A 19,560-nucleotide genomic window follows, 5' to 3' on the forward strand; every position below is an offset into this window, starting at 1 on the left:
GGCAGTTGCCTATGAACACGCTATGAGTGCGCCGTCAGATGCCTGTGGCCCTCCTTAGCCGATCAGGGCGGCCAGCAAGGCCGGCGCGGGCACGCGTGCCTCGCTGGCCGGAACGAAGAGTCGCTGGCAGCCGTCAAGCTCAACCTGGATCGGACTGGCCAGCCGGGTGCCGGCCCGCCCGGGCCAGAGCACCGCGAATCGGGTGAGGTCGGCCGTACACGCGGGCGCCTGCGGAGCGGATGCTGCGGCCGGCAGCAGCGCCGCGGCATCCGCTTCGAGGGTGGTCGCGCTTTCGAAGGTGCCGGACCGCAGAGTCAGCATGGAGTCCAGCGCCTCGTCGCTAAATTCCGTGCCCTCAATGTCTCTCAGCTCCCGGGGCTCGGATTCGGTGACCGGGTCCACCGTGTAGAAGCAGACGCTGGCGCCGTCGACGCCGTCATAGGACGGTACCTCTGCCGGGGGCACGGGAATCGGCTGCGGATTTTCGCCGACCTCACCGGTGGTGTACGTCTGCAAGCCCGTCACGCCAAACAGCAGTGACTGCTCCGGCGTGCCAGTGCTCATGACGCAGCCGGCGTCGAGGGCCGGGCGGGTGACCTCCAGCACGAGTGGCAGTTTCACCGTATCGGTCAGTTCGAGTTGATCGAGCGCTGTCGACGTCGCCCGCTTGGTTTTTCCGCAGGCGGTACGGGGCCAGGCCGCCCGCATGGCGTCACCCGTGGCGTTTTCAAGCCAGAGCTCGGGCACGAGCTCCATGTCGGCGGTGCAAGCCTGATTGAGTCCGGCTTGGTCGCTGGGTTCGGCGAGCGCTGACAGCAGCGGGCCGAAGTCGCCGTTGCGGGTTTCGACCGTCACGGCTGCCCAGCGGCCCTGGTCGTCGTCGACGCTGCCATAGAAAGTACAGAGGTACGCGGAGACCGGTTCGAAGTCGGCCGGAACCCTGCCTGGCTCCGGTGCGTCGGGGTGCGTGGCCGTCAGATCGGTCTGGGTCGAAGTGCCTTCCGGAAAAACCATCCAGTTGAAATTGAGGTTGGGCGCCTGGCAGTCGACGTCGGTGACGAGCTGCGCGACCGGAGTGCCAGTGGCGGCGGGGTAGCCGGGGAGGCCGGCGCATCCACTGAGCAGCAGGGCCAGCGTGGCGGCCCCGGCGAGCGCGAATCGAACTGGGTAGTGCGCCATCTGTTCCCCCGATTGGTTGCCGTCGTCTCAGGCTAACGACCCCAGATCTCGTCGCGATAACGATTCTCACGGCAAGCGGATGCGTGACTTCGGCTCTCAGCGCCCGTGGCGGTGGCGCGCCGACCGTGCGCGCGGGCACACAATAGAGAAGTGCCAAATTCCACGCTGTCTCTCTTCGACCTGGACCAGCCTTCGGAGCACCCCGCTGTATTCGCTGTGCTGCCGGCACCGGCGCCGCATACGCTGCGCATCGTCGCCGACTCCAACGACAGGGTGGCTTGGCTGCGCGCGCGCAACCAGGGCATCACCGCAACGGATGTCGCGAAACTGTCGACCCCGAAATCCATCGTGAACGCCGCGCACGACAAAATGCACGGCACAAGCTTCTCCGGCAACAGCTACACCGACCATGGTCGCGCCCGAGAACCCGTCATCGCCGCCTGGGTTCTGGAAAACTACGGCATCGAGCCGAGTACCAACCTGTTTCGGTCGCTCTCGCATCCGCGGCACCTGGCCACACCCGACGGCGTCGGCGTCGTGGCCGGGGGTGACCTGCACCTGGCCGAGATCAAGACCACGAGCAAGCCCTGGCGCAGCATTCCACGCAGCTATTTGCGGCAGGTGTGGTGGCAGCAATATGTGCTCGGGGCCGATCGCACCCTGCTGGTCTGGGAAGAGCACCTCGATTTCATTCCGGTGGCGGCCGTGCCCGAATGTCGCTGGATCGAGCGGGACGAAGACCAGATCGCCATTCTGGTCGGCCTCGCCAATGCCCTGATCGATAACCTCGACGAGCAGGCCCGCCGCTAGCCTCCCTCTCTGTTTGCGGACGGGGCCCGGGCCCCGTCCGCGGGCCCAGGTTATAAACTGGGCCCGCGGTCCGGGCCCGGGCCCCGTCCGCGATGCGTGGGCGCGGGATGCAGCAGAATGGGGAGCATGGCTCCTGAATTCGAACTGCCGCAGACCATGCGCGCCCTGGTTATCGACGAGACCGGTGGCCCCGAAGTGCTGCACCTGGCCGATCGAATGCTGCCACGCCAGATTGTCGACGAGGTTTTGGTCAAGGTCATCGCGGCCGGCCTCAACCCGATCGACGCCAAGACCCGGTCGGGCAAGGGCGTCGCCGCTGCGATCGAGAACTTCCCGGCCATTCTCGGCAACGACTTCAGCGGCGTCGTCGTGCGGGCTGCCTTCGAGGCAGCGCCACTCCAGCCGGGCGATGCCGTCTACGGCATGGGCCGGGTGCCGCGCATCGGCGGCAGCTTCGCCGACTACGTCTCGGTGTCGAGCATGAGCGTCACCCGCAAGCCCGCCCGACTCAGCCACGCCGAGGCGGCCGCTGTTCCCCTCGCGGCCTTGACCGCGTGGGGAATGGTCAAGTTGGCCGAGGCTGCCCCGGGGCAGCGCATGCTCGTGCACGCCGGCAGTGGCGGCGTCGGTCACTTCGCGGTGCAGTTCGCCCGAGTCTTGGGCGCGCACGTGACCGCGACGGGGTCGACCCGCAACCTCGACTTTCTGCGAGAGCTCGGCGCCGACGAGGTCATCGACTACACGACAACGCGCTTCGAAGACGTGGTCCACGACCTCGACTCGGTCATCGACCTCATTGGCAACGTGCACGACAACACCGGCACCCGCTCCCTCGCTGTGCTACGCCCCAGCGGCCTGCTCGTGAACGCCCCGACCGGCAGCTGGCCGACCCTGGCAGCGGATGCCGCAGCAGCGGGCCGACGCGCAACCGGTTTCAAGGTGTCCCCCGACGCGCGCGCGCTCGACGAAATCTCGGCGCTGCTCGACGCGGGTATCGTGCGGGTGCACGTCGACTCGGTGTTCGAGCTCGCCGACGGTGCCGCGGCCCATCGGCTGCTCGAGGAGGGTCACACCCGCGGCAAGATCGTGCTGCGCGTGTCGTAATGGTCAAGGTCGGCCATCAAGAGGGCTCACCCGCGACACCCGGCTCGCTGGCATCCGCTGCCCGCGTGCGAGTTCGTCAGGGGTCAAGCGCGCCTCTGGCGGCTATGAATCCGGCATAGCCGAAAAGCGCGACGGTCAGCACAGGGATGATCCAATCCCGGTTTGCCCCGTTGACCACGTTGGTGACATAGCCGACATAGGGAACCGCGTACCAGAGCTGGCCCCGAATCATGACTGCCGGTCCAGCCGAGGCGCTCGAGACTAGAGACGTTGTCAAAAGATCACCGGCCTTCGCGAATCGAGAGGGTACCGCCTGCGGGGCGCCCACCGTCGCGTCGTGGGCACCCCGGCACAGGCCGGCTACTGCTGGGCGAGCGTGACCGCCATATCCTGGAAGCAACCGAACCGAGCATCATGGTGAGCGTGTTCACAAGTGAAACCTTTCGAGTACTGGTCTGAAAACGTCGGGTGATCGCAGGCCAAAATCGGAAGGAGTGGAGCAACGGTAAAGAAACCGCTACGTAACCGGCGTTGGGACGCCAGGGTTGCGGCTGGCAGCCACGGCTCTGGGTATTGAGCCATGAATTGCTACAACTCGTCCGTGATTTTCTTGGTTGTAGCTGCATCCGCGATTCTCACACTAGATGGGACAGACAGATTTGTCTGTCCCGCTCCAACCCCCAGAATGGGGAATCATGATTTTGTGCATATACGGTGCTTTTATCGCGTATTCATACGGCTTTGCGCTGATTTGCCATGTTTTTCGTAGACGCACCGACGTTTTGACCTCTCTGCTTCCTCGGTGAGCCACACCGGAGCAGCCGAAGACAGAGCGTTCTACCTCCGAATTGGTCTACGCGCCGGGAGGGTCCACACTGGACTTCTCACGAGGAGACGCCCATGACCGCACCCCCCGCCAGCACCCCCCACTCCAACGAGCACGCCGGCCCAGTCATCGTCTGGTTCCGCGACGATCTGCGGGTCGCGGACCACCCGGCCCTGCACGCCGCCCTGGCCCGTCATCGTCCGATCGTGGCCGTGTTCGTATTCGACGAGGAGTCCCCCGGCGTGCGTCCGCTCGGCGGTGCAGCACGCTGGTGGCTGCACCAAAGCCTGCGATCGCTTTCTGCGACGCTGGAAAGGCTCGGCGGGCGACTTATCCTGCGCCGAGGCGCTGCGGCCGCAATCATGGCCCAGATCGTCGACGAAACGGATGCCGCGGCGGTCTTCTGGAATCGCCGCTACGGCGAGGCCGAACGCATGATCGACACCGCGATCAAGGCCGAGCTGCGCGGGCGCGGCGTGGACACCCACAGTTTCGCGGGTTCGCTCCTGTTCGAACCGTGGACGGTTCAGACCGGGCAGGGCGGCTCCTACTCGGTGTTCACGCCGTTCTGGCGTTCCTGCACCGCAGGCCCGCCGCCGCGCGCGCCGTACCCGGCGCCCACCAGCATCGCCGGCTCGACGGGCGAGAACGCGACAGAGGGCCTCGCTTCCGACAACCTGAACGACTGGGGCCTCGAGCCGAGTGCGCCCGACTGGGCCGCTGGGCTGCGCGCCGCGTGGACGCCGGGCGAAGCAAACGCTCAGGAAAGGCTCGAGCACTTTCTCGCCGAGGCGCTTCCCCGCTACGCCGCCGAACGTGACGAACCGGCCCAGAACGCCACGTCGCGCCTGTCGCCCTATTTGCGCTGGGGCGAAATCAGCCCGCATCAGATTTGGGCAGCCACGCAGCGAGCCCAGCGCGGACTCTCCGGCCCGGCGCTGACGAGCGCGACCCGATTTCTCACCGAGCTCGGCTGGCGCGAGTTCGCCTACCACGTGCTCTTTCACGCTCCCGAGCTCGCGACGACAAACCTGCGCCCCGCCTTCGACGCTTTCCCGTGGCCGCCGGTCGACGAGCGTGCCCTCGCCGCCTGGAAAAAGGGACGCACCGGCTTCGCGCTCGTCGATGCCGGGATGCGCGAACTGTGGCGCACTGGCAGTATGCATAATCGGGTACGCATGGTCACCGCATCATTCCTGATCAAGAATATGTTGGTCGACTGGCGTGAGGGAGAGCGCTGGTTCTGGGACACCCTGGTCGATGCCGACGCAGCGAGCAACCCCTTCGGCTGGCAGTGGGTCGCCGGCTCCGGAGCGGATGCCGCGCCCTACTTTCGCATCTTCAATCCCGAGCTGCAGGCGGCCAAGTTTGACCCGCACCAGCAGTACATCCGGGAATACGTGCCCGAATACGGCACGGATGCCTACCCGGCTCCCCTTGTCGACCTCGGCGAAACGCGCCGAGCCGCCCTCGCCGCCTACGACAGGGTCAAAGCCCAGTCAGCAAACTAGGCGACCTGCACGGCGGCGACTGCTGGCTGCTCCTTTGAGCCCTTGATTCGCTTCGCCTCGGGTTTTTCCTCGGACGAACCGACGTACCACAGGCTCAGCACGCACATAATGACAGAGCCGAGAGCGAGCGGGTTCTGCAGGTACACCACGAGATAGCCGAGATTGGGTACGAAGGCGGTGACACCGCCGATCACATCAGAGCGGGGCACTGTGAATGGGTCGACCGTATCGTTCGCGTCGCCCTTGGTGGTGAGGCTTGCATCATCATTGACGGCCACGAGTCGGTGCGTGGTGCGATCACCGTGCCGCTGAAAGGTGATGACCTGCCCGACCTCATAGCGGTCGGCCTCGACGATCACCACGCTAGCCGGCGAAATGGCGGGCGCCATCGACCCGCTGCGCACAACGTAGGCACTATAGGGCAGTGCTCCTGTCGCCACGAGGGCGAGCGGAGTGAGCACTGCTGCCAGAACGAGCAGCAGAACCAGGGTGCCTCTGAGTCTTTTCACGGTGCGTCTTTCGGCTCGAAATTGGAAAGGGAATGGCTCGGACGCCGCTACCCGGCAGCGACGTCCAAGCCTCCGGACCAAGCCTTAGGCCTGATTCCTAAGTTGCGGCACTGCAAAGAAGCGTTTTTGCACGTGTTATCCGCCACTGTGTCGGTATTGATGCGTCCCGAAAGCTCCGGATGCCGCCCGCTGACGGCAACCGGAGCCGCTTTCAGTTGACCCCGACCTCCCCGGGCTCGTGACCCACCTGCGTGGCGACGATCTGATACGGCAGACCGTAACCTTCAGCAGCGGGGTATTTCACGCCGCCCGCGAACTGGACCGGGAACTGATTCCACGCGCCTGCTCCCGAAGTCATGGCCGCGCCGTAAGCAAAGGTGAACGAAACGTCGCCGCCTTCATTGGGCGCGAGGTTGGACGCCAACTTGTACGCCTTTTCTAGCGGCCAGCAGCCTCGGTTCGCCTGCTCAAAGAAGTTGCTGCAGCTATTTGAGGCCGCGTAGGCACCGTCCTGCAGGTTTGTTGAGGCGAAAACGGCAGTTCCACCGCTCGCAACCGTGAAGTTGCCGTACTTACCCAAGTTGTTGAGAGCGTGCAGTGCTTTTTCGTTATTGAAAACTACCCACACGTCCTGGTTGTTCAGCCCTGTGTTTTGAAACCCCGCAGTTACCGTTTGAGGTTCACCGGGCAACAAATTCGTGTAGCTGAGGTCCGTGTTCGCACCGGTGACCTCGATCGAACCAAGAGCACCAGTGATATTTCCCTGCTCGGTGTCGCTGAAGTACGCACCGGTTGGCCCCAGCGCAGCGAGGGCCATGGTCAGCGCCACTGCGACGCCCCCGGCGCCGATGATGGCTTTCTTGCGGTTCAACATAAGTTTCACGTCAGTCTCATCTCAAATTGTCAGTTCAGAAGTAAGATAATGAATGTTTTTCATTATCTATATTCAAAACATTAGAGATGACTCAAGCTCATGTATGCCCCCCGTTGAGTGTCAGCGTGCCCCCAAACTGGGGGGTGGACCGGTGGCATCCTTCGGCAACGAAAAAACGGGCAAACAGTTGCTGTCACCCCTGTGATGATGCCGGGGTGAAGCATCCGTTTGCCCGCTTCCGCGAACGCCGAATAAGTTAGAAGAAGCGGGCGTACGCTCCGACCGTCAGGAAGGTCGGAAATTCCGGCTCGAGAGCCGAGGTGCGCAGCACCGTGAGTGCATCGTCAAAGCGGTCGGTGGGCGTGCGTTCGAGGCCGTCCACGACCTCGTCGAGCACCTCTTCAACCCAGTCAGAGTCGATCCGGCGCCCCTCGGCGGTGACCGAGTTCTCGTGGATCCACTGCCAGAGCTGCGAACGGGAAATTTCCGCGGTTGCGGCGTCTTCCATCAGGTTGTCGATCGCCGCGGCGCCGACCCCACGCAGCCAGGACTCGATATACCGCAGGGAGATGAGTACGTTGCCTCGCACGCCGGCCTCGGTAACCTGGCCGCCGACCGACGCAATGTCGAGAAGCTGGGCGGCCGTCACACTCACCTCGGGGCGGGTGCGTTCGAGCTGGTTCGGGCGGTCGCCGAGCACCGTGTCGAACTCGGCCTGAGCGGTCGGGATCAGGTCGGGGTGGGCAACCCAGGAACCGTCGAAACCGTCGGTGGCCTCACGCTTCTTGTCCGCGGCAACCTGGGCGAGAGCCTGCTCGGTGACCGCCGGGTCGCGGCGGTTCGGGATGAAGGCGCTCATACCCCCGATGGCGAAGGCTCCGCGACGGTGGCAAGTGGCGACGAGCAGTTCGGTGTACGCCCGCATAAACGGCACCGTCATGGTGATCTGCTTGCGGTCGGGAAAAACAAACCGGCTGCCACGGGAGCGAAAAGTCTTGATAATGCTGAAGATGTAGTCCCAGCGTCCGGCGTTGAGACCGGCGCAGTGGTCGCGCAGTTCGTAGAGAATTTCTTCCATCTCGAAGCCGGCCTGAATCGTTTCGATCAGCACCGTGGCGCGAATGGTGCCGTACTCGATACCCAGACGCTCCTCGGCGTAGGTGAAGATGTCATTCCACAGGCGTGCTTCCTTGTGGCTCTCCAGCTTGGCCAGATAGAAGTACGGGCCGGTACCGTTCTCAATGAGCTTCTTGGCGTTGTGAAAGAAATACAGGCCGAAGTCGATGAGGCTGCCAGAGGACTTCATACGGCGGTTGGCGCGATCAACGAACGTGATGTGCTTTTCAACGAGGTGCCAGCCTCGCGGACGCATCACGATAGTCGGCGTCGACTCGTTCGTGATCTCGTACTTCTTACCTTCGGGGCTTGTGAAGCTGAGCTGACCGCGCACCTGATCGAACAACGTCAGCTGGCCCTCGATCACGTTGGTCCAGGTAGGACTCGTGGCGTCCTCCTGGTCGGCGAGCCAAACCTTGGCGCTCGAGTTGAGCGCGTTAATAGCCATCTTGCGGTCGGTCGGACCGGTGATCTCCACCCGGCGGTCCTCCAGGCCAGGTCCGGCTCCCGCAACGGTCCAGGTCGGGTCCAGACGGATGCTCTCGGTTTCGCTCAGAAACCGGGGGTCGCGACCGTTCGCGGTATCCACTCGGGTTTGCAGCCGAGCGGCGAGCAGGTCGTGTCGGGTGCCGGCGAAAAGCTCGTGCAGCTCGGCGAGAAATTCGAGGGCGTCCGGGGTAAGGATCTCGTCGTAACGGTCGCCGAGCGGGCCGGTGACTTCGAGGTGCGGACGGATCGTGGCGAAGCTGCCGGTGCTCGTCTTCACGGTTTCGGAGTTGACCGCCTGATCGAGGGTGGGGTTCGGAGTGTTCATGGTCTGGCTCCTTGCGAAAGTAGAAAGTAGGTGCGTGCCTGTGCCTCTACTCTGCCCGGCGCGGGCCGGGCAGAACCCCAATCAATGCGCAGAAGAAACCCGGTTCTTCTGATTGTGGAAACTTTTGCGATCTGCGACACTGAGGCTATGGTCCCCGCCGAAGCCCTCGCCGCGCTCTCCTCCCTCGCCGCCGATGAACCCGAACTCGATGCGCTCACGCTGGGGCGTCGCATCAGGGAGTTACGTACCGCGCGGCGTATGACGCTGGACTCCCTCGCCGCCGCGATCGACCGGGCACCCTCGCAGGTGTCGATGATGGAGAACGGAAAACGCGAGCCGCGCCTGTCCATGCTGCGCACGATTGCCCTCGCGCTCGGCACCACCGTCGAAGACCTGATGCGAACGGATGCTCCCTCCGAGCGTGCTGCCCTGGAAATCTCGGTCGAACGCGCCCAGCGCGGGCCGGTGTTCCAGGCCCTCGGACTCCCCCGCATCCGTGTGAGCAAAGGCCAAAGCGACGAAACACTGCAGACCATCCTGAGCCTGCACAATGAAATCGACCGGCTCAACCGCGAACGAGCCGCGACTCCGGAGGAGGCCCGCCGGGCCAATTCCGCGCTGCGCCAGATCATGCGTCAGCAAGACAACTATTTTCCCGAGCTGGAGGCGCAGGCCCTCGAGTTGCTCACCGCAGTCGGGCACTCCGGTGGTCCGGTGTCCCAGCAGCTCGTCGCCGACATGGCCACTCACCTGGGTTTTTCGCTGCACTACGTGAACGATTTACCACACTCCACCCGGTCGGTCACCGACAAACGCAACGGGCGCATCTACCTACCCACCGAGCATTCGGCGTCGAGGGATTCCCGCTCGCCGATCGTGCAGGCCTTCGCAAGCCACCTCTGCGCGCACGAAGAGCCGAAAAATTATGCCGAATTTCTGCGCCAACGCGTGGAAACCAACTATCTCACGGCCGCGATCCTGTTGCCGGAGCGGGACGCGGTGCGCATGCTGACCGAGGCCAAGACCCTGCGGCGTATTTCCATGGAGGACTTACGGGACGCTTTCGCGGTCTCCTACGAGACGGCCGCTCACCGCTTCACCAATCTCGCCACGGCGCGGCTGGATATTCCGGTGCACTTCATGAAGGTGCACGAGTCCGGCACGATCATCAAGGCCTACGAGAATGACAACGTGCGATTTCCGAGCGACGCGCTCGGCGCGGTCGAGGGCACCACGGTTTGCCGCAGCTGGACGGCTCGTACCGTTTTCGACGTCGAAGACCGCTTCAGCGCCTGGTACCAGTACACGGACATGCCGGCCGGAAGCTTCTGGTGTACTTCCCGCATCGAGAAAGCCAAGGAGGGCGAGTACTCGGTGAGCGTTGGCGTGCCGTTCGCTCACGTAAAGTGGTTTCGAGGCCGGGAGACCGCGAACCGCGCCGTCTCACTGTGCCCCGACGAATCCTGCTGCCGCCGCGCGCCCGACAATCTGGCCGGTCGCTGGGCCGGCCAGTCCTGGCCGGCCGCACGCACCCCGACGAGCCTGCTCGCCGCGCTGCCCACCGGCACCTTTCCCGGTGTGGACCAGACCGAGGTGTACGAATTTCTCGAGGCCCATTCACCGCACTGACCTGCCAGCGAGCGCATCCGCTCTGCAGCATACAAACCGGTACGACGTCGGTATCACTTTTCGGTACCATTGTCAGGACGCGAAAAAACGCTCTAGTTAAGCGGCCTTTTTGCGGTACCACGCACCAGAGATTGTCGGTTGGGCTAGTCCCACGCGTCGCCGCTCGTCTCGACCGACTGAAATGCGAGCCGACGATGAGTGACGCTCGCAACGTATTTCGTCGTCTCACTCGCGCCGTACGCGCGGGCATCCCCTCGGTGAAATTATCGATGAACGAGCCGCACGATCAGGTTCAGCCTCCCCCGCAGGCCGAAACGACCGCGCCCATGCCGTCACACTGGTTTCGTTCCGCGGCACTGCTCGATGTGCGCGGGCTGCAGGTTGCGTCGGCGGCGCACGTGGACGCACCGCGCTTAGTGCACGGCATCTCACTGTCCATCACCTGCGGCGAGGTCATCGGGCTGGTTGGCGATGCGTCTTCTGGCGCCCTCGAAGTCGCCCAGTGCATCGCCGGCGTACTTCCTGCCCCGGCGACCATCCGATCCGGGTCGATTCTGTTCAACGGCGTCGAACTGGTCGGACTGCCCCCACGATCTTTCTCCCGGCTGCACGATGCCAAGGTCGCGTACCTGCCGCGCAGCCCACGGGATAGCCTCGACCCAAATATGACGGTGGGAACCCAGCTGGCCGCACCGCTGCGTTCCGGCGGCGGTCTGTCAAAACCGGCCGCGTACGAACGGTGCCTGGATCTGCTGGGCCAGGCCGGTATCGAAAATCCGGAACACACCTTTACCGCCTACCCGCGCGACGTGTCGGCGATTCTGGCACAGCGCGTTCACATTGCCAATGCCCTCGCCGGCAGCCCGAATCTGCTGGTGGCCGACGACCCGACCGACACCCTGAACGCGTCCGACAGCGCAGACATTCTTGAGCTCCTGAGCAAGTTACAGCGCAAACACAAGTTGACGATGATCATCGTGACGGGCTCGGTGCACGTCGCGGCGCGGATCTGCCACCGTGTTGCTGTTGTGCGTACCGGTGCGATCGTTGAATACGCCTCGGTCGCTGACCTGTGTGGCTCCCCCAAGCATCCATACACCCGCGAGCTGCTCCACGCATCCGAGAATGAATCGCTGGGAAGCCCGGCCTTGTAGATTGGGCGCATGGAGGCAATCATCCGTTGCTATATCTTTGACGAATCAGAGTTTGCACCGGCGCCGGTTTGGGTGCCCGACCAGTGAAGGATAAAGCCTATGACCAGCTACGCAGTCATCAACCCGGCCACCGGGGAGACAGTCAAGACCTACGACACAATCTCGGATACCGAGCTCACCGCCGCACTCATCACCGCAGACAACGCCCACACCTGGTCGCGCTCGACCAGCGTCGACGAGCGCGCAGCGCTTATGCGCCGCGTGGCCGAACTGCACCTTGCGCGCCGCCAGGAGCTTGCCGAAATCATCGTGCGCGAAATGGGTAAGCCCATGGAACAGGCCCTCGGCGAGGTCGACTTCAGCGCCGACATCTACGCCTATTACGCCGACAATGCGACGGATTTACTGAAGGACGAAGCCATCAACCTGCTCGCCGGCGAGGGTTCGGCCCTCATCCGTCGCAGCTCGCTTGGCGTGCTGCTCGGCATCATGCCGTGGAACTTCCCGTACTACCAAGTTGCCCGTTTCGCCGGACCGAACCTGATCATCGGCAACACCATCCTGCTCAAGCACGCCGAGCAGTGCCCCGAATCGGCCGCCGCGATCGCGCAGATCATGCTCGACGCCGGTTTCCCCGAGGGGGCATACACCAACCTCTATGCTTCCCATGATCAGATCGCCACGGTCATCGCCGACAAGCGCGTGCAGGGTGTCTCGCTCACCGGTTCGGAGCGCGCGGGAGCTGCGATTGCGGAGATCGCCGGGCGCAACTTGAAGAAGGTCGTGCTCGAGCTCGGCGGCTCAGACCCGTTCATCCTGCTGTCTACCGACAACCTGGATGAGACCGTCGGCGCCGCCGTGGCCGCTCGCCTCGACAACAATGGCCAGGCCTGCAATGCGGCCAAGCGCTTTATCGTCATCGAGGAGCTCTATCAGCCTTTCCTCGATAAGTTCACCGCGGCAATCGCCGCCGTCGAGCTGGGCGATCCGACCAAGGACGGCACCGGACTCGGGCCGCTCTCGTCGGCAAAGGCTACCGAAACTCTCACCGAGCAGGTTGCGCGCGCTGTGGCTCAGGGTGCCACCCTCGTCACGGGCGGAACGGCTGAAGGCAACTTCTTCGCCGGAACCGTGCTCACTGGCGTAGTTCCCGGCTCCGATGCCTTCCACGAAGAGTTCTTCGGCCCGGTCGCGCAGATCTTCAGCGTTCCCGACGAGGCCGCCGCGGTCGCGTTGGCCAACAACACCCCGTTCGGCCTGGGTTCCTACGTCTTCACCACCGACCCAGAGCAGGCCCTCCGCGTGGCCGACGGCATTGAGGCCGGCATGGTCTTCATCAATTTGGTCGGTGCCGACGGTGCCGAGCTGCCCTTCGGTGGCGTTAAGAGGTCCGGCTCGGGGCGCGAACTCGGCCGTTTCGGCGCCGACGAATTCGTCAACAAGAAGATGATCCGCGTCGGCTAACCCGGCCGCCGCTACAGCCTCTCAGCGGATGCACGCGCCCATTTTCGGTAGCCGCTACGCCGGTTACCGTAGCGCCTAACGATATGAGGCGCGGTCAGCCATCCGGTTAAAACAAGAAGGGCCCGTCCGAGGACGGGCCCTTCTCTATAAAGCTGGTGCTTAGATGCTTCGCGCCTTAGATGCTGTTGACATCGAGCTGGATGCCAGGACCGAAGGTGGTCGAGACGACGCCCTTCGTGATGTAACGGCCCTTGGACGAGCTCGGCTTGAGGCGAACGACCTCTTCGAGCGCCGCGGAGATGTTCTCGTTCAGCTGCTCAACGGAGAAGGACGCCTTGCCGACGACGAAGTGCACGTTGGAGTGCTTGTCGACGCGGAATTCGATCTTTCCGCCCTTGATGTCGGAAACGGCCTTGGCGACGTCGGGCGTCACGGTTCCGGTCTTCGGGTTGGGCATGAGGCCACGCGGGCCGAGAACCTTTCCGAGACGACCGACCTTACCCATGAGCTCGGGGGTCGAGACGGCTGAGTCGAACGAGGTGTAGCCAGCGGCTACCTTTTCGATGAGCTCGTCGCCACCGACCTCGTCGGCACCGGCTGCGATAGCGGCTTCGGCGGCAGGGCCGGTTGCGAAGACGATGACGCGGGCGGTGCGGCCGGTGCCGTGCGGGAGGATGACGGTTCCACGAACCATCTGGTCGGCCTTGCGGGGGTCGACTCCGAGGCGGAGGGCGACCTCAACCGTGGAGTTGAACTTCGCGGAGCCGGTCTCCTTGGCGAGGGCTACGGCCTCGGCCGGGGTGAAGACGTTGTCTTCGCCGATTTTCGCGGCGGAGGCGCGGTACGCCTTTGACTTGGTTGCCATGTGAAATCTCCTGTATGTACTTCAGAGTGTGGTGCGAGCCTGGCAAGGCTCTTCCACTAATTGCTAAGGGTGCACAGGCGCCGTGGGGCGCTGATGCGGGGGTGTTTGCGCAGTTGTTGGTGCTAGGCGCTGACCGTGATGCCCATGGAGCGGGCAGTTCCGGCGATGATCTTCGCGGCGGCGTCGATGTCGTTGGCGTTGAGGTCAACCATCTTCGCTTCAGCGATCTCGCGGACCTGGGCCTGCGTGAGGTTGGCAACCTTGACGGTGTGCGGGGTTCCGCTGCCCTTGGCGACGCCGGCGGCCTTCTTGATGAGCTCCGCCGCGGGCGGGGTCTTCAGGATGAACGTGAACGAGCGGTCATCGTAGACGGTGATCTCAACGGGGATGACGTTGCCACGCTGGGCTTCGGTCGCCGCGTTGTAGGCCTTGCAGAACTCCATGATGTTAACGCCGTGCTGACCCAGTGCCGGCCCGATGGGCGGTGCGGGGTTGGCTGCGCCGGCCTTGATCTGAAGTTTGATCAGACCTGTAACCTTCTTCTTCGGTGCCATTGTGTTGTCCTTCGTATTGATGTGCGAGCAGCCCGGAGGCCGCTCTCCCGGTGGCCCGGATGGGCCCCGGTGGTTTGGGGAAACCAGCGTGGATTACCCTTATCAGGGCATCCGCTTGGTTAGAGCTTGGTGACCTGGTCGAAGCTGAGCTCGACCGGGGTCTCACGCTCAAACAGGGAGACGAGCACGATGAGCTTGCCGCTCTCCGGCTTGATCTCGCTGATCGAACCGGGCAGGCCCGCGAACGAACCTTCCTTGATCGTGATGGTCTCGCCGATTTCGTAGTCGACCTCGGCTGCGATGACGCGCTGCGCCGACTTTCCGGGGGCGCCGCCAGCCTTGGTCGGGGCTTCGACGATTTCGACGAGTCCCTTGAGCATTCCGAAGGCTTCTTCGAAGCGCAGCGGCGTAGGGTTGTGGGCGTTGCCGACGAAGCCGGTCACACCGGGGGTGTGGCGAACAACCGACCAGCTGTCTTCGTCGAGGTCCATCCGTACGAGCACGTAGCCGGGGATGCGCACGCGGGTGACCATCTTGCGCTGGCCGTTCTTGATCTCGACGACATCTTCCATGGGAACTTCGCACTGGTAGATGAAGTCTTCCATCGCCATGGACTGCTTACGGTTCTCAATGTTCGACTTCACGCGGCGCTCGAAACCGGCGTAGGAGTGAATGACGTACCACTTACCCGGCAGAAAACGAAGTTCCTTGCGGAAGGCTTCGTACGGGTCGATCTCGGCGTCGGCATCCGTGTCGGTCTCGGCGGTAGCTTCGGCGGTGACGAGTTCGTCTTCGTCCTCAACGGCCTCGACGGATGCGTCGGCTTCTTCGGCCGAGTCAATGTCGAGTGCGTCGTCGACGATGGCGTCAGCTTCGGGATCGGAGGAGTCGGCGAGGGCATCGAGTGCGGCGTCGAGGTTGACCTCAACGTCGTCGTTCTCGTCTATAACGTGCAGGGCCACTTGCTCGGCTGCCTCGATGGAGTCTTCGTCGGCGGCCAGGGTGTTGCCCTCCTGCGCCTCGTCCTCCTCGGAGGACTGCTCGGCGGCAGTGGCCCAGTCGACATCGTCGTGCTTCGTCTCAGTCACTAAATCTCAATCCCTAATTTTTATACATGTGCAAGTTGTCTGGGCACGTTTCCGTGCCGGTGGTAGAGACGTTCCGGTGGTACAGACGTTCCGCCAGAGCGAATGTGTTCGCTGCGTATTAGCCCGGCGTTCCGAAAACATAAAGAACAACGAAACCGAAGACCCAGTCAAAAGCAGACACGATCGCCATCATGATGATCACGAAGACGAGCACGACACCGGTGTAGCTCAGCAGCTCTTTGCGAGTCGGGGTGACGACCTTACGCAGTTCCGCGAAAACCTGCTTGATGAACAGGGACAACCGAGCGAAAGGACCGCGATTGGACTCGCGGGCAATTCGTGCGTTCGCGACGATTTCCTCACTAGGTTCGTCGACAACTTTTCGGGCCACCTGTTACACCTCTCATGGTCGGCAGATTTCTACCGATGTGCAGGGCGGACAGGACTCGAACCTGCAACCTGCGGTTTTGGAGACCGCTGCTCTACCAATTGAGCCACCACCCTATAGACGTAAACTCGTCACGCAGACTGCACTTTGATCCAAATGAAATCACTCGGAAAAAGGCGCAAAAAAGCATGGCAGGATTTATCTACCTTAAGCCAGTCTAGGTCACGGACCGGCCACTGTAAAGCTGAGACGGGTCCACTCCGGGAACGGAGCCGATGCCTCGTTACTTATTTTGGCACAAACTGAGGGGCAGTTCGGCACACGTTTCTTCCACCCCGCGCCTATCTAGCCCGCGCGCGGGTCGGGTAGCTAAGCTCAACGTGTGGCTCACGAACTCAAGCGAATTTCTACTCGGATCGGCTCTATTGCTGAGTCGGCGACCCTCAAGGTTGACGGAAAGGCCAAGGCGCTGCAAGCGGCCGGGCGGCCGGTAATCAGCTTCGCGGCGGGGGAACCCGATTTTCAGACGCCCGAGCACATCGTGGAGGCAGCACTGGCCGCCGTGCGCGACCCCAGGAACTATCGTTACACCCCCGCGGCCGGGCTGCCCGAGTTGCGCGAGGCCATCGCGGCGAAGACGCTGCGCGACAGCGGGCTTGCAGTGTCTCCGAACCAGGTTGTCGTGACCAACGGTGGCAAGCAGGCCGTGTATCAGGCCTTCGCGACCCTGCTCGATCCGGGCGACGAGGTCATTGTGCCGACCCCGTACTGGACAACGTACCCCGAAGCAATCCGCCTGGCCGGCGGGGTGCAGGTCGATGTCTTTGCCGGCAGCGACCAGGGATACGTCGTGACCGTCGAGCAGCTCGAGGCCGCGCGCACCCCCCGCAGCAAGGTGCTGCTCTTCGTGTCACCGTCGAACCCCACCGGCGCCGTCTATTCGCCGGAACAAACCAGGGCCATCGGCCAGTGGGCCGAAGACAACGGCCTCTGGGTCATCTCCGATGAGATCTACCAGAACCTCACCTATGACGGGGTTCGTGCCGTTTCGATTGTCGAGGCCGTTCCGGCACTTGCCGACCGCACCATCCTGGTCAACGGTGTGGCCAAAACGTATGCCATGACCGGCTGGCGCCTCGGCTGGATGGTCGGCCCCGCCGACGCCATGAAGGCGGCAGCGAACCTGCAGTCCCACCTCTCGTCGAACGTGTCGAACATCTCGCAACGCGCGGGAATCGCTGCGCTGAATGGCCCGCAGGACTCCGCCGAGGCCATGCGGGTGGCCTTCGACCGCCGCCGCAAGTTGATCATCGCTGAACTGGACAAGATCCCGGGTGTCGTGACCCCGACTCCCCAGGGTGCTTTCTACGTCTACCCCGACGTGACCGGACTGCTCGGGCGTGAGTGGGGTGGCGTCACCCCGACGACGTCACTCGAGCTAGCCGACCTCATTCTCGACCAAGCCGAAGTCGCCGCCGTTCCGGGCGAGGCTTTCGGCCCGAGCGGGTTTCTGCGCCTGTCCTACGCCCTCGGCGACGACACCCTGCTCGAGGGCCTGCAGCGCCTGCAGCGCCTGTTCGCCTAACGCCTGGGCCCGCTCAGGGGTCCCCGCGCTCTCACACCCCGCCGCCCATCCTTCGGGCTGGCCGAGCCGTGAGTTTACGACCCGCTGACCCGCCGAGCCGTGAGTTTGAAGTGTTTCGGACGCAGAATCGGGCTGGCACTCACGGGTCGGCAACTCAAACTCACGGGTCGGCGGCGCGCACGCACGGGTCGACGCGGGCGGCGACATCCATCGACTGGTGGATACGCAACTACGACTGGCGGCGGTGGTGTGCGCGGCGCTGGCGTGGGAATCTGGATCCATGACATCCATTCCCCCGGTCGTGCAGGTGCGCGACCTACAGAAATCGTACGGCAGCGTTGAGGCGGTGCGCGGCGTGAGCTTTTCCATCTCCGCCGGCGAAACCTTCGCCCTGCTCGGCCCCAATGGCGCCGGCAAGAGTACGACCATTGAGATTCTCGAGGGCTACCGCGACCGCACCGGCGGCGACGTGAGCGTGCTCGGCGTCGATCCACGCCGCGGCGACCTCGATTGGAAGGCTCGCCTCGGCATCGTGCTGCAGACCAGCGGTGAGAGCGGCAATGTCACCGTCACCGAGCAGCTGCGCCACTTCGCCGGGTTCTATTCCCACCCCCGCGATGTCGACGAGGTCATCGACGCGGCTGGCCTGCGCGAGAAGGCGAAAACCCGCATCAGCAAACTCTCCGGCGGTCAGCGCCGCCGAGTAGATGTCGCGCTCGGCATCATTGGCCGCCCCGCGTTGTTGTTTCTCGACGAACCGACCACGGGCTTCGATCCCGAAGCCCGTCATCAATTCTGGGACCTCATTCGCTCTCTCAAAACGGAGGGCACAACCATCCTTCTGACCACCCACTACCTCGACGAGGCCGCTCAACTCGGCGACCGGGCTGGCATCATCGCCGGTGGCCAGCTCATCGACATCGGTTCGATCGACGAAATCGGTGGAGCGGATGCGCGAATACCCCTCGTGCGCTGGCGCGAGCGCAACGGAATGCTGCGCGAAGAGCGCACCAGCCACCCCGCCCGGGTCGTTGCCGAACTCGTAGCACGTTTGAACGGCGCCGAACCCGCGGACCTCGAGGTGATTCGACCGAGCCTCGAAGACGTGTACCTGTCGCTCGTGCGCGGCAACGAGGCGACTGCTGCGCGAAACGAGATGACGGCATCCGCTGATGCCGAACAAAACGTACGCATGGTGCGAGCATGAGCGCCACTATCACGGGCACCCGATTGCCGAGGAAGTCCCCCGGCACGCTCGTGCTTGGCCTGTCGCGGATCGGCTATGAGACGCGTCACTACTTTCGCTCCCCCGACACCCTGTTCTTCACGTTCTTCTTTCCGTTCGTCATGCTCGCAATCTTCACCGCCGCCTTCAGCGCCGCGGGCAATATCGGGGGAAACGCTGACGGAGTCGGCGGCGTCAGCGTTGGCGCCTACTACCTGCCCGGCATGCTCGCCGCCGGCATGCTGCTCTCCGGCGTGCAGAACCTTGCGGTGGACATCGCCGGCGAAAAGAGTGACGGCACGCTCAAACGGCTGGGCGGCACCCCACTGTCACCACTGAGTTATTTTCTCGGCAAGATCGGGCAGGTGTTCGTCACCGCGATTCTGCAGGCGGGTCTGCTGCTGCTCGTTGCACGGTTCGTGCTCGATATCGCGCTACCGAGCGAGCCCGAGAAATGGGCGACCTTCGCCTGGGTGTTTGTGTTCGGCGTGATCACGAGCGCGTTCCTCGGCATTGCGCTGTCGGCGGTGCCGCGATCGGGCAAGAGCGCAACGGCCGTCGTGATTCCGGTGGTTCTCGTGCTCCAGTTCATCTCGGGGGTCTACCTGCAGTTCACGGCCCTGCCCGACTGGATGCAGAACCTGGCCAGCATCTTTCCGCTCAAGTGGATGGCACAGGGCATGCGGTCGGTCTTTCTCCCCGACAGCTTCGCGGCCGCCGAACAGACCGGATCCTGGGAACTGGTCTGGGTCGCCCTCGCCCTCGGGGTGTGGCTTGTTGTGGGGCTGCTGCTGAGCCGGGTGACGTTTCGGTGGATTCGCCGCGACGCGTGAGCGCCCGTCCACCCCGCACAGATGGGATGCTG

At 63.7% G+C, this 19,560-nt stretch carries 18 protein-coding genes and 1 tRNA gene; 9 read left to right on the forward strand and 10 right to left on the reverse strand.

Annotated elements, in window-relative coordinates; all coding sequences use genetic code 11:
* Positions 1–54: 54 nt before the first annotated feature.
* Positions 55–1,179 (reverse strand): hypothetical protein, encoded by a 1,125-nt coding sequence (locus E3T39_RS06390; RefSeq protein ID WP_134513865.1) that lies wholly within the window; start codon positions 1,177–1,179, stop codon positions 55–57.
* Positions 1,180–1,395: 216 nt separating this feature from the next.
* Between E3T39_RS06390 and E3T39_RS06395 the strand changes: the two genes are divergently transcribed.
* Both E3T39_RS06395 and E3T39_RS06400 read left to right on the forward strand, forming a co-directional pair.
* Positions 1,396–1,989 (forward strand): YqaJ viral recombinase family protein, encoded by a 594-nt coding sequence (locus E3T39_RS06395; RefSeq protein WP_241979565.1) that lies wholly within the window; start codon positions 1,396–1,398, stop codon positions 1,987–1,989.
* Positions 1,990–2,115: 126 nt separating this feature from the next.
* Positions 2,116–3,093, forward strand: coding sequence for an NADP-dependent oxidoreductase (locus tag E3T39_RS06400; RefSeq protein ID WP_241979544.1), 978 nt, complete (start codon positions 2,116–2,118; stop codon positions 3,091–3,093).
* Positions 3,094–3,169: 76 nt separating this feature from the next.
* On the opposite strand, the gene E3T39_RS06405 is transcribed toward E3T39_RS06400, so the two are convergent.
* Entirely contained in the window at positions 3,170–3,370 is a 201-nt protein-coding gene (locus tag E3T39_RS06405; RefSeq protein WP_134513866.1) for a hypothetical protein, read from the reverse strand.
* 623 nt (positions 3,371–3,993) lie between these two features.
* Between E3T39_RS06405 and E3T39_RS06410 the strand changes: the two genes are divergently transcribed.
* Positions 3,994–5,430 (forward strand): cryptochrome/photolyase family protein, encoded by a 1,437-nt coding sequence (locus E3T39_RS06410; protein WP_134513867.1) that lies wholly within the window; start codon positions 3,994–3,996, stop codon positions 5,428–5,430.
* Here the strand turns inward: E3T39_RS06410 and E3T39_RS06415 are convergent.
* From E3T39_RS06415 to aceB, 3 genes are all read right to left on the reverse strand, one after another.
* Entirely contained in the window at positions 5,427–5,939 is a 513-nt protein-coding gene (locus tag E3T39_RS06415; protein WP_166784063.1) for a signal peptidase I, read from the reverse strand. The two genes, E3T39_RS06410 and E3T39_RS06415, sit on opposite strands and share 4 nt — an antisense overlap.
* A 211-nt stretch (positions 5,940–6,150) precedes the next feature.
* Positions 6,151–6,813 carry a M73 family metallopeptidase gene (locus E3T39_RS06420; protein ID WP_134513869.1) on the reverse strand — a complete coding sequence of 221 codons (663 nt, stop codon included), beginning with the start codon at positions 6,811–6,813 and terminating at the stop codon, positions 6,151–6,153.
* A gap of 256 nt (positions 6,814–7,069) precedes the next feature.
* Complete coding sequence (gene aceB, locus E3T39_RS06425; RefSeq protein ID WP_134513870.1) at positions 7,070–8,743, reverse strand: malate synthase A; 1,674 nt, start codon at positions 8,741–8,743, stop codon at positions 7,070–7,072.
* Between the two features lie 147 nt (positions 8,744–8,890).
* On the opposite strand from aceB, the gene E3T39_RS06430 reads away from it, so the two are divergent.
* The 3 genes from E3T39_RS06430 (at position 8,891) to E3T39_RS06440 (ending at position 12,990) form a co-directional block, all read left to right on the forward strand.
* The gene (locus E3T39_RS06430; RefSeq protein WP_134513871.1) at positions 8,891–10,372 is read left to right on the forward strand and encodes a helix-turn-helix transcriptional regulator; all 1,482 of its coding nucleotides are present in this window, start codon (positions 8,891–8,893) and stop codon (positions 10,370–10,372) included.
* 194 nt (positions 10,373–10,566) lie between these two features.
* A complete protein-coding gene (locus E3T39_RS06435) occupies positions 10,567–11,526 on the forward strand; it encodes an ATP-binding cassette domain-containing protein (protein ID WP_134513872.1) in 960 nt (319 codons plus the stop codon).
* Positions 11,527–11,625: 99 nt separating this feature from the next.
* A complete protein-coding gene (locus E3T39_RS06440; protein WP_134513873.1) occupies positions 11,626–12,990 on the forward strand; it encodes an NAD-dependent succinate-semialdehyde dehydrogenase in 1,365 nt (454 codons plus the stop codon).
* A 175-nt stretch (positions 12,991–13,165) separates the two neighbouring features.
* Here the strand turns inward: E3T39_RS06440 and rplA are convergent, their stop codons facing one another.
* From rplA to E3T39_RS06465, 5 genes are all read right to left on the reverse strand, one after another.
* Positions 13,166–13,855 carry a 50S ribosomal protein L1 gene (gene rplA / locus E3T39_RS06445; RefSeq protein ID WP_104192468.1) on the reverse strand — a complete coding sequence of 230 codons (690 nt, stop codon included), beginning with the start codon at positions 13,853–13,855 and terminating at the stop codon, positions 13,166–13,168.
* Positions 13,856–13,977: 122 nt separating this feature from the next.
* A complete protein-coding gene (gene rplK, locus E3T39_RS06450; protein WP_092106326.1) occupies positions 13,978–14,409 on the reverse strand; it encodes a 50S ribosomal protein L11 in 432 nt (143 codons plus the stop codon).
* A gap of 119 nt (positions 14,410–14,528) precedes the next feature.
* Positions 14,529–15,497, reverse strand: a complete 969-nt coding sequence (nusG, locus tag E3T39_RS06455) for a transcription termination/antitermination protein NusG (protein ID WP_134513874.1) — start codon at positions 15,495–15,497, stop codon at positions 14,529–14,531.
* Positions 15,498–15,615: 118 nt separating this feature from the next.
* A complete protein-coding gene (gene secE, locus E3T39_RS06460; RefSeq protein ID WP_104192465.1) occupies positions 15,616–15,888 on the reverse strand; it encodes a preprotein translocase subunit SecE in 273 nt (90 codons plus the stop codon).
* A 40-nt stretch (positions 15,889–15,928) separates the two neighbouring features.
* Positions 15,929–16,001: transfer RNA gene (locus E3T39_RS06465), tRNA-Trp, on the reverse strand.
* A gap of 266 nt (positions 16,002–16,267) precedes the next feature.
* Between E3T39_RS06465 and E3T39_RS06470 the strand changes: the two genes are divergently transcribed.
* The 3 genes from E3T39_RS06470 (at position 16,268) to E3T39_RS06480 (ending at position 19,528) form a co-directional block, all read left to right on the forward strand.
* Positions 16,268–17,470 (forward strand): pyridoxal phosphate-dependent aminotransferase, encoded by a 1,203-nt coding sequence (locus E3T39_RS06470; RefSeq protein WP_134513875.1) that lies wholly within the window; start codon positions 16,268–16,270, stop codon positions 17,468–17,470.
* A 280-nt stretch (positions 17,471–17,750) separates the two neighbouring features.
* Positions 17,751–18,677, forward strand: coding sequence for an ABC transporter ATP-binding protein (locus tag E3T39_RS06475; RefSeq protein ID WP_134513876.1), 927 nt, complete (start codon positions 17,751–17,753; stop codon positions 18,675–18,677).
* On the forward strand, positions 18,674–19,528 hold the full coding sequence (locus E3T39_RS06480) for an ABC transporter permease (RefSeq protein WP_134513877.1): 855 nt from the start codon (positions 18,674–18,676) through the stop codon (positions 19,526–19,528). The genes E3T39_RS06475 and E3T39_RS06480 overlap by 4 nt, the downstream gene beginning before the upstream one ends.
* The last annotated feature ends 32 nt before the right edge of the window (positions 19,529–19,560 follow it).

The organism is Cryobacterium suzukii (genome assembly GCF_004403185.1).
GTDB classification, from domain to species: domain Bacteria; phylum Actinomycetota; class Actinomycetes; order Actinomycetales; family Microbacteriaceae; genus Cryobacterium; species Cryobacterium suzukii.

What these genes read in the sequence shown, in the direction of transcription:
- E3T39_RS06390 (WP_134513865.1), bottom strand. Translation starts at nt 1,179, where the DNA reads ATGGCGCACTACCCAGTTCGATTCGCGCTCGCCGGGGCCGCCACGCTG.
- E3T39_RS06400 (WP_241979544.1), top strand. Translation starts at nt 2,116, where the DNA reads ATGGCTCCTGAATTCGAACTGCCGCAGACCATGCGCGCCCTGGTTATC.
- E3T39_RS06410 (WP_134513867.1), top strand. Translation starts at nt 3,994, where the DNA reads ATGACCGCACCCCCCGCCAGCACCCCCCACTCCAACGAGCACGCCGGC.
- E3T39_RS06420 (WP_134513869.1), bottom strand. Translation starts at nt 6,813, where the DNA reads ATGTTGAACCGCAAGAAAGCCATCATCGGCGCCGGGGGCGTCGCAGTG.
- aceB (WP_134513870.1), bottom strand. Translation starts at nt 8,743, where the DNA reads ATGAACACTCCGAACCCCACCCTCGATCAGGCGGTCAACTCCGAAACC.
- E3T39_RS06430 (WP_134513871.1), top strand. Translation starts at nt 8,891, where the DNA reads ATGGTCCCCGCCGAAGCCCTCGCCGCGCTCTCCTCCCTCGCCGCCGAT.
- E3T39_RS06435 (WP_134513872.1), top strand. Translation starts at nt 10,567, where the DNA reads ATGAGTGACGCTCGCAACGTATTTCGTCGTCTCACTCGCGCCGTACGC.
- E3T39_RS06440 (WP_134513873.1), top strand. Translation starts at nt 11,626, where the DNA reads ATGACCAGCTACGCAGTCATCAACCCGGCCACCGGGGAGACAGTCAAG.
- rplA (WP_104192468.1), bottom strand. Translation starts at nt 13,855, where the DNA reads ATGGCAACCAAGTCAAAGGCGTACCGCGCCTCCGCCGCGAAAATCGGC.
- rplK (WP_092106326.1), bottom strand. Translation starts at nt 14,409, where the DNA reads ATGGCACCGAAGAAGAAGGTTACAGGTCTGATCAAACTTCAGATCAAG.
- E3T39_RS06475 (WP_134513876.1), top strand. Translation starts at nt 17,751, where the DNA reads ATGACATCCATTCCCCCGGTCGTGCAGGTGCGCGACCTACAGAAATCG.
- E3T39_RS06480 (WP_134513877.1), top strand. Translation starts at nt 18,674, where the DNA reads ATGAGCGCCACTATCACGGGCACCCGATTGCCGAGGAAGTCCCCCGGC.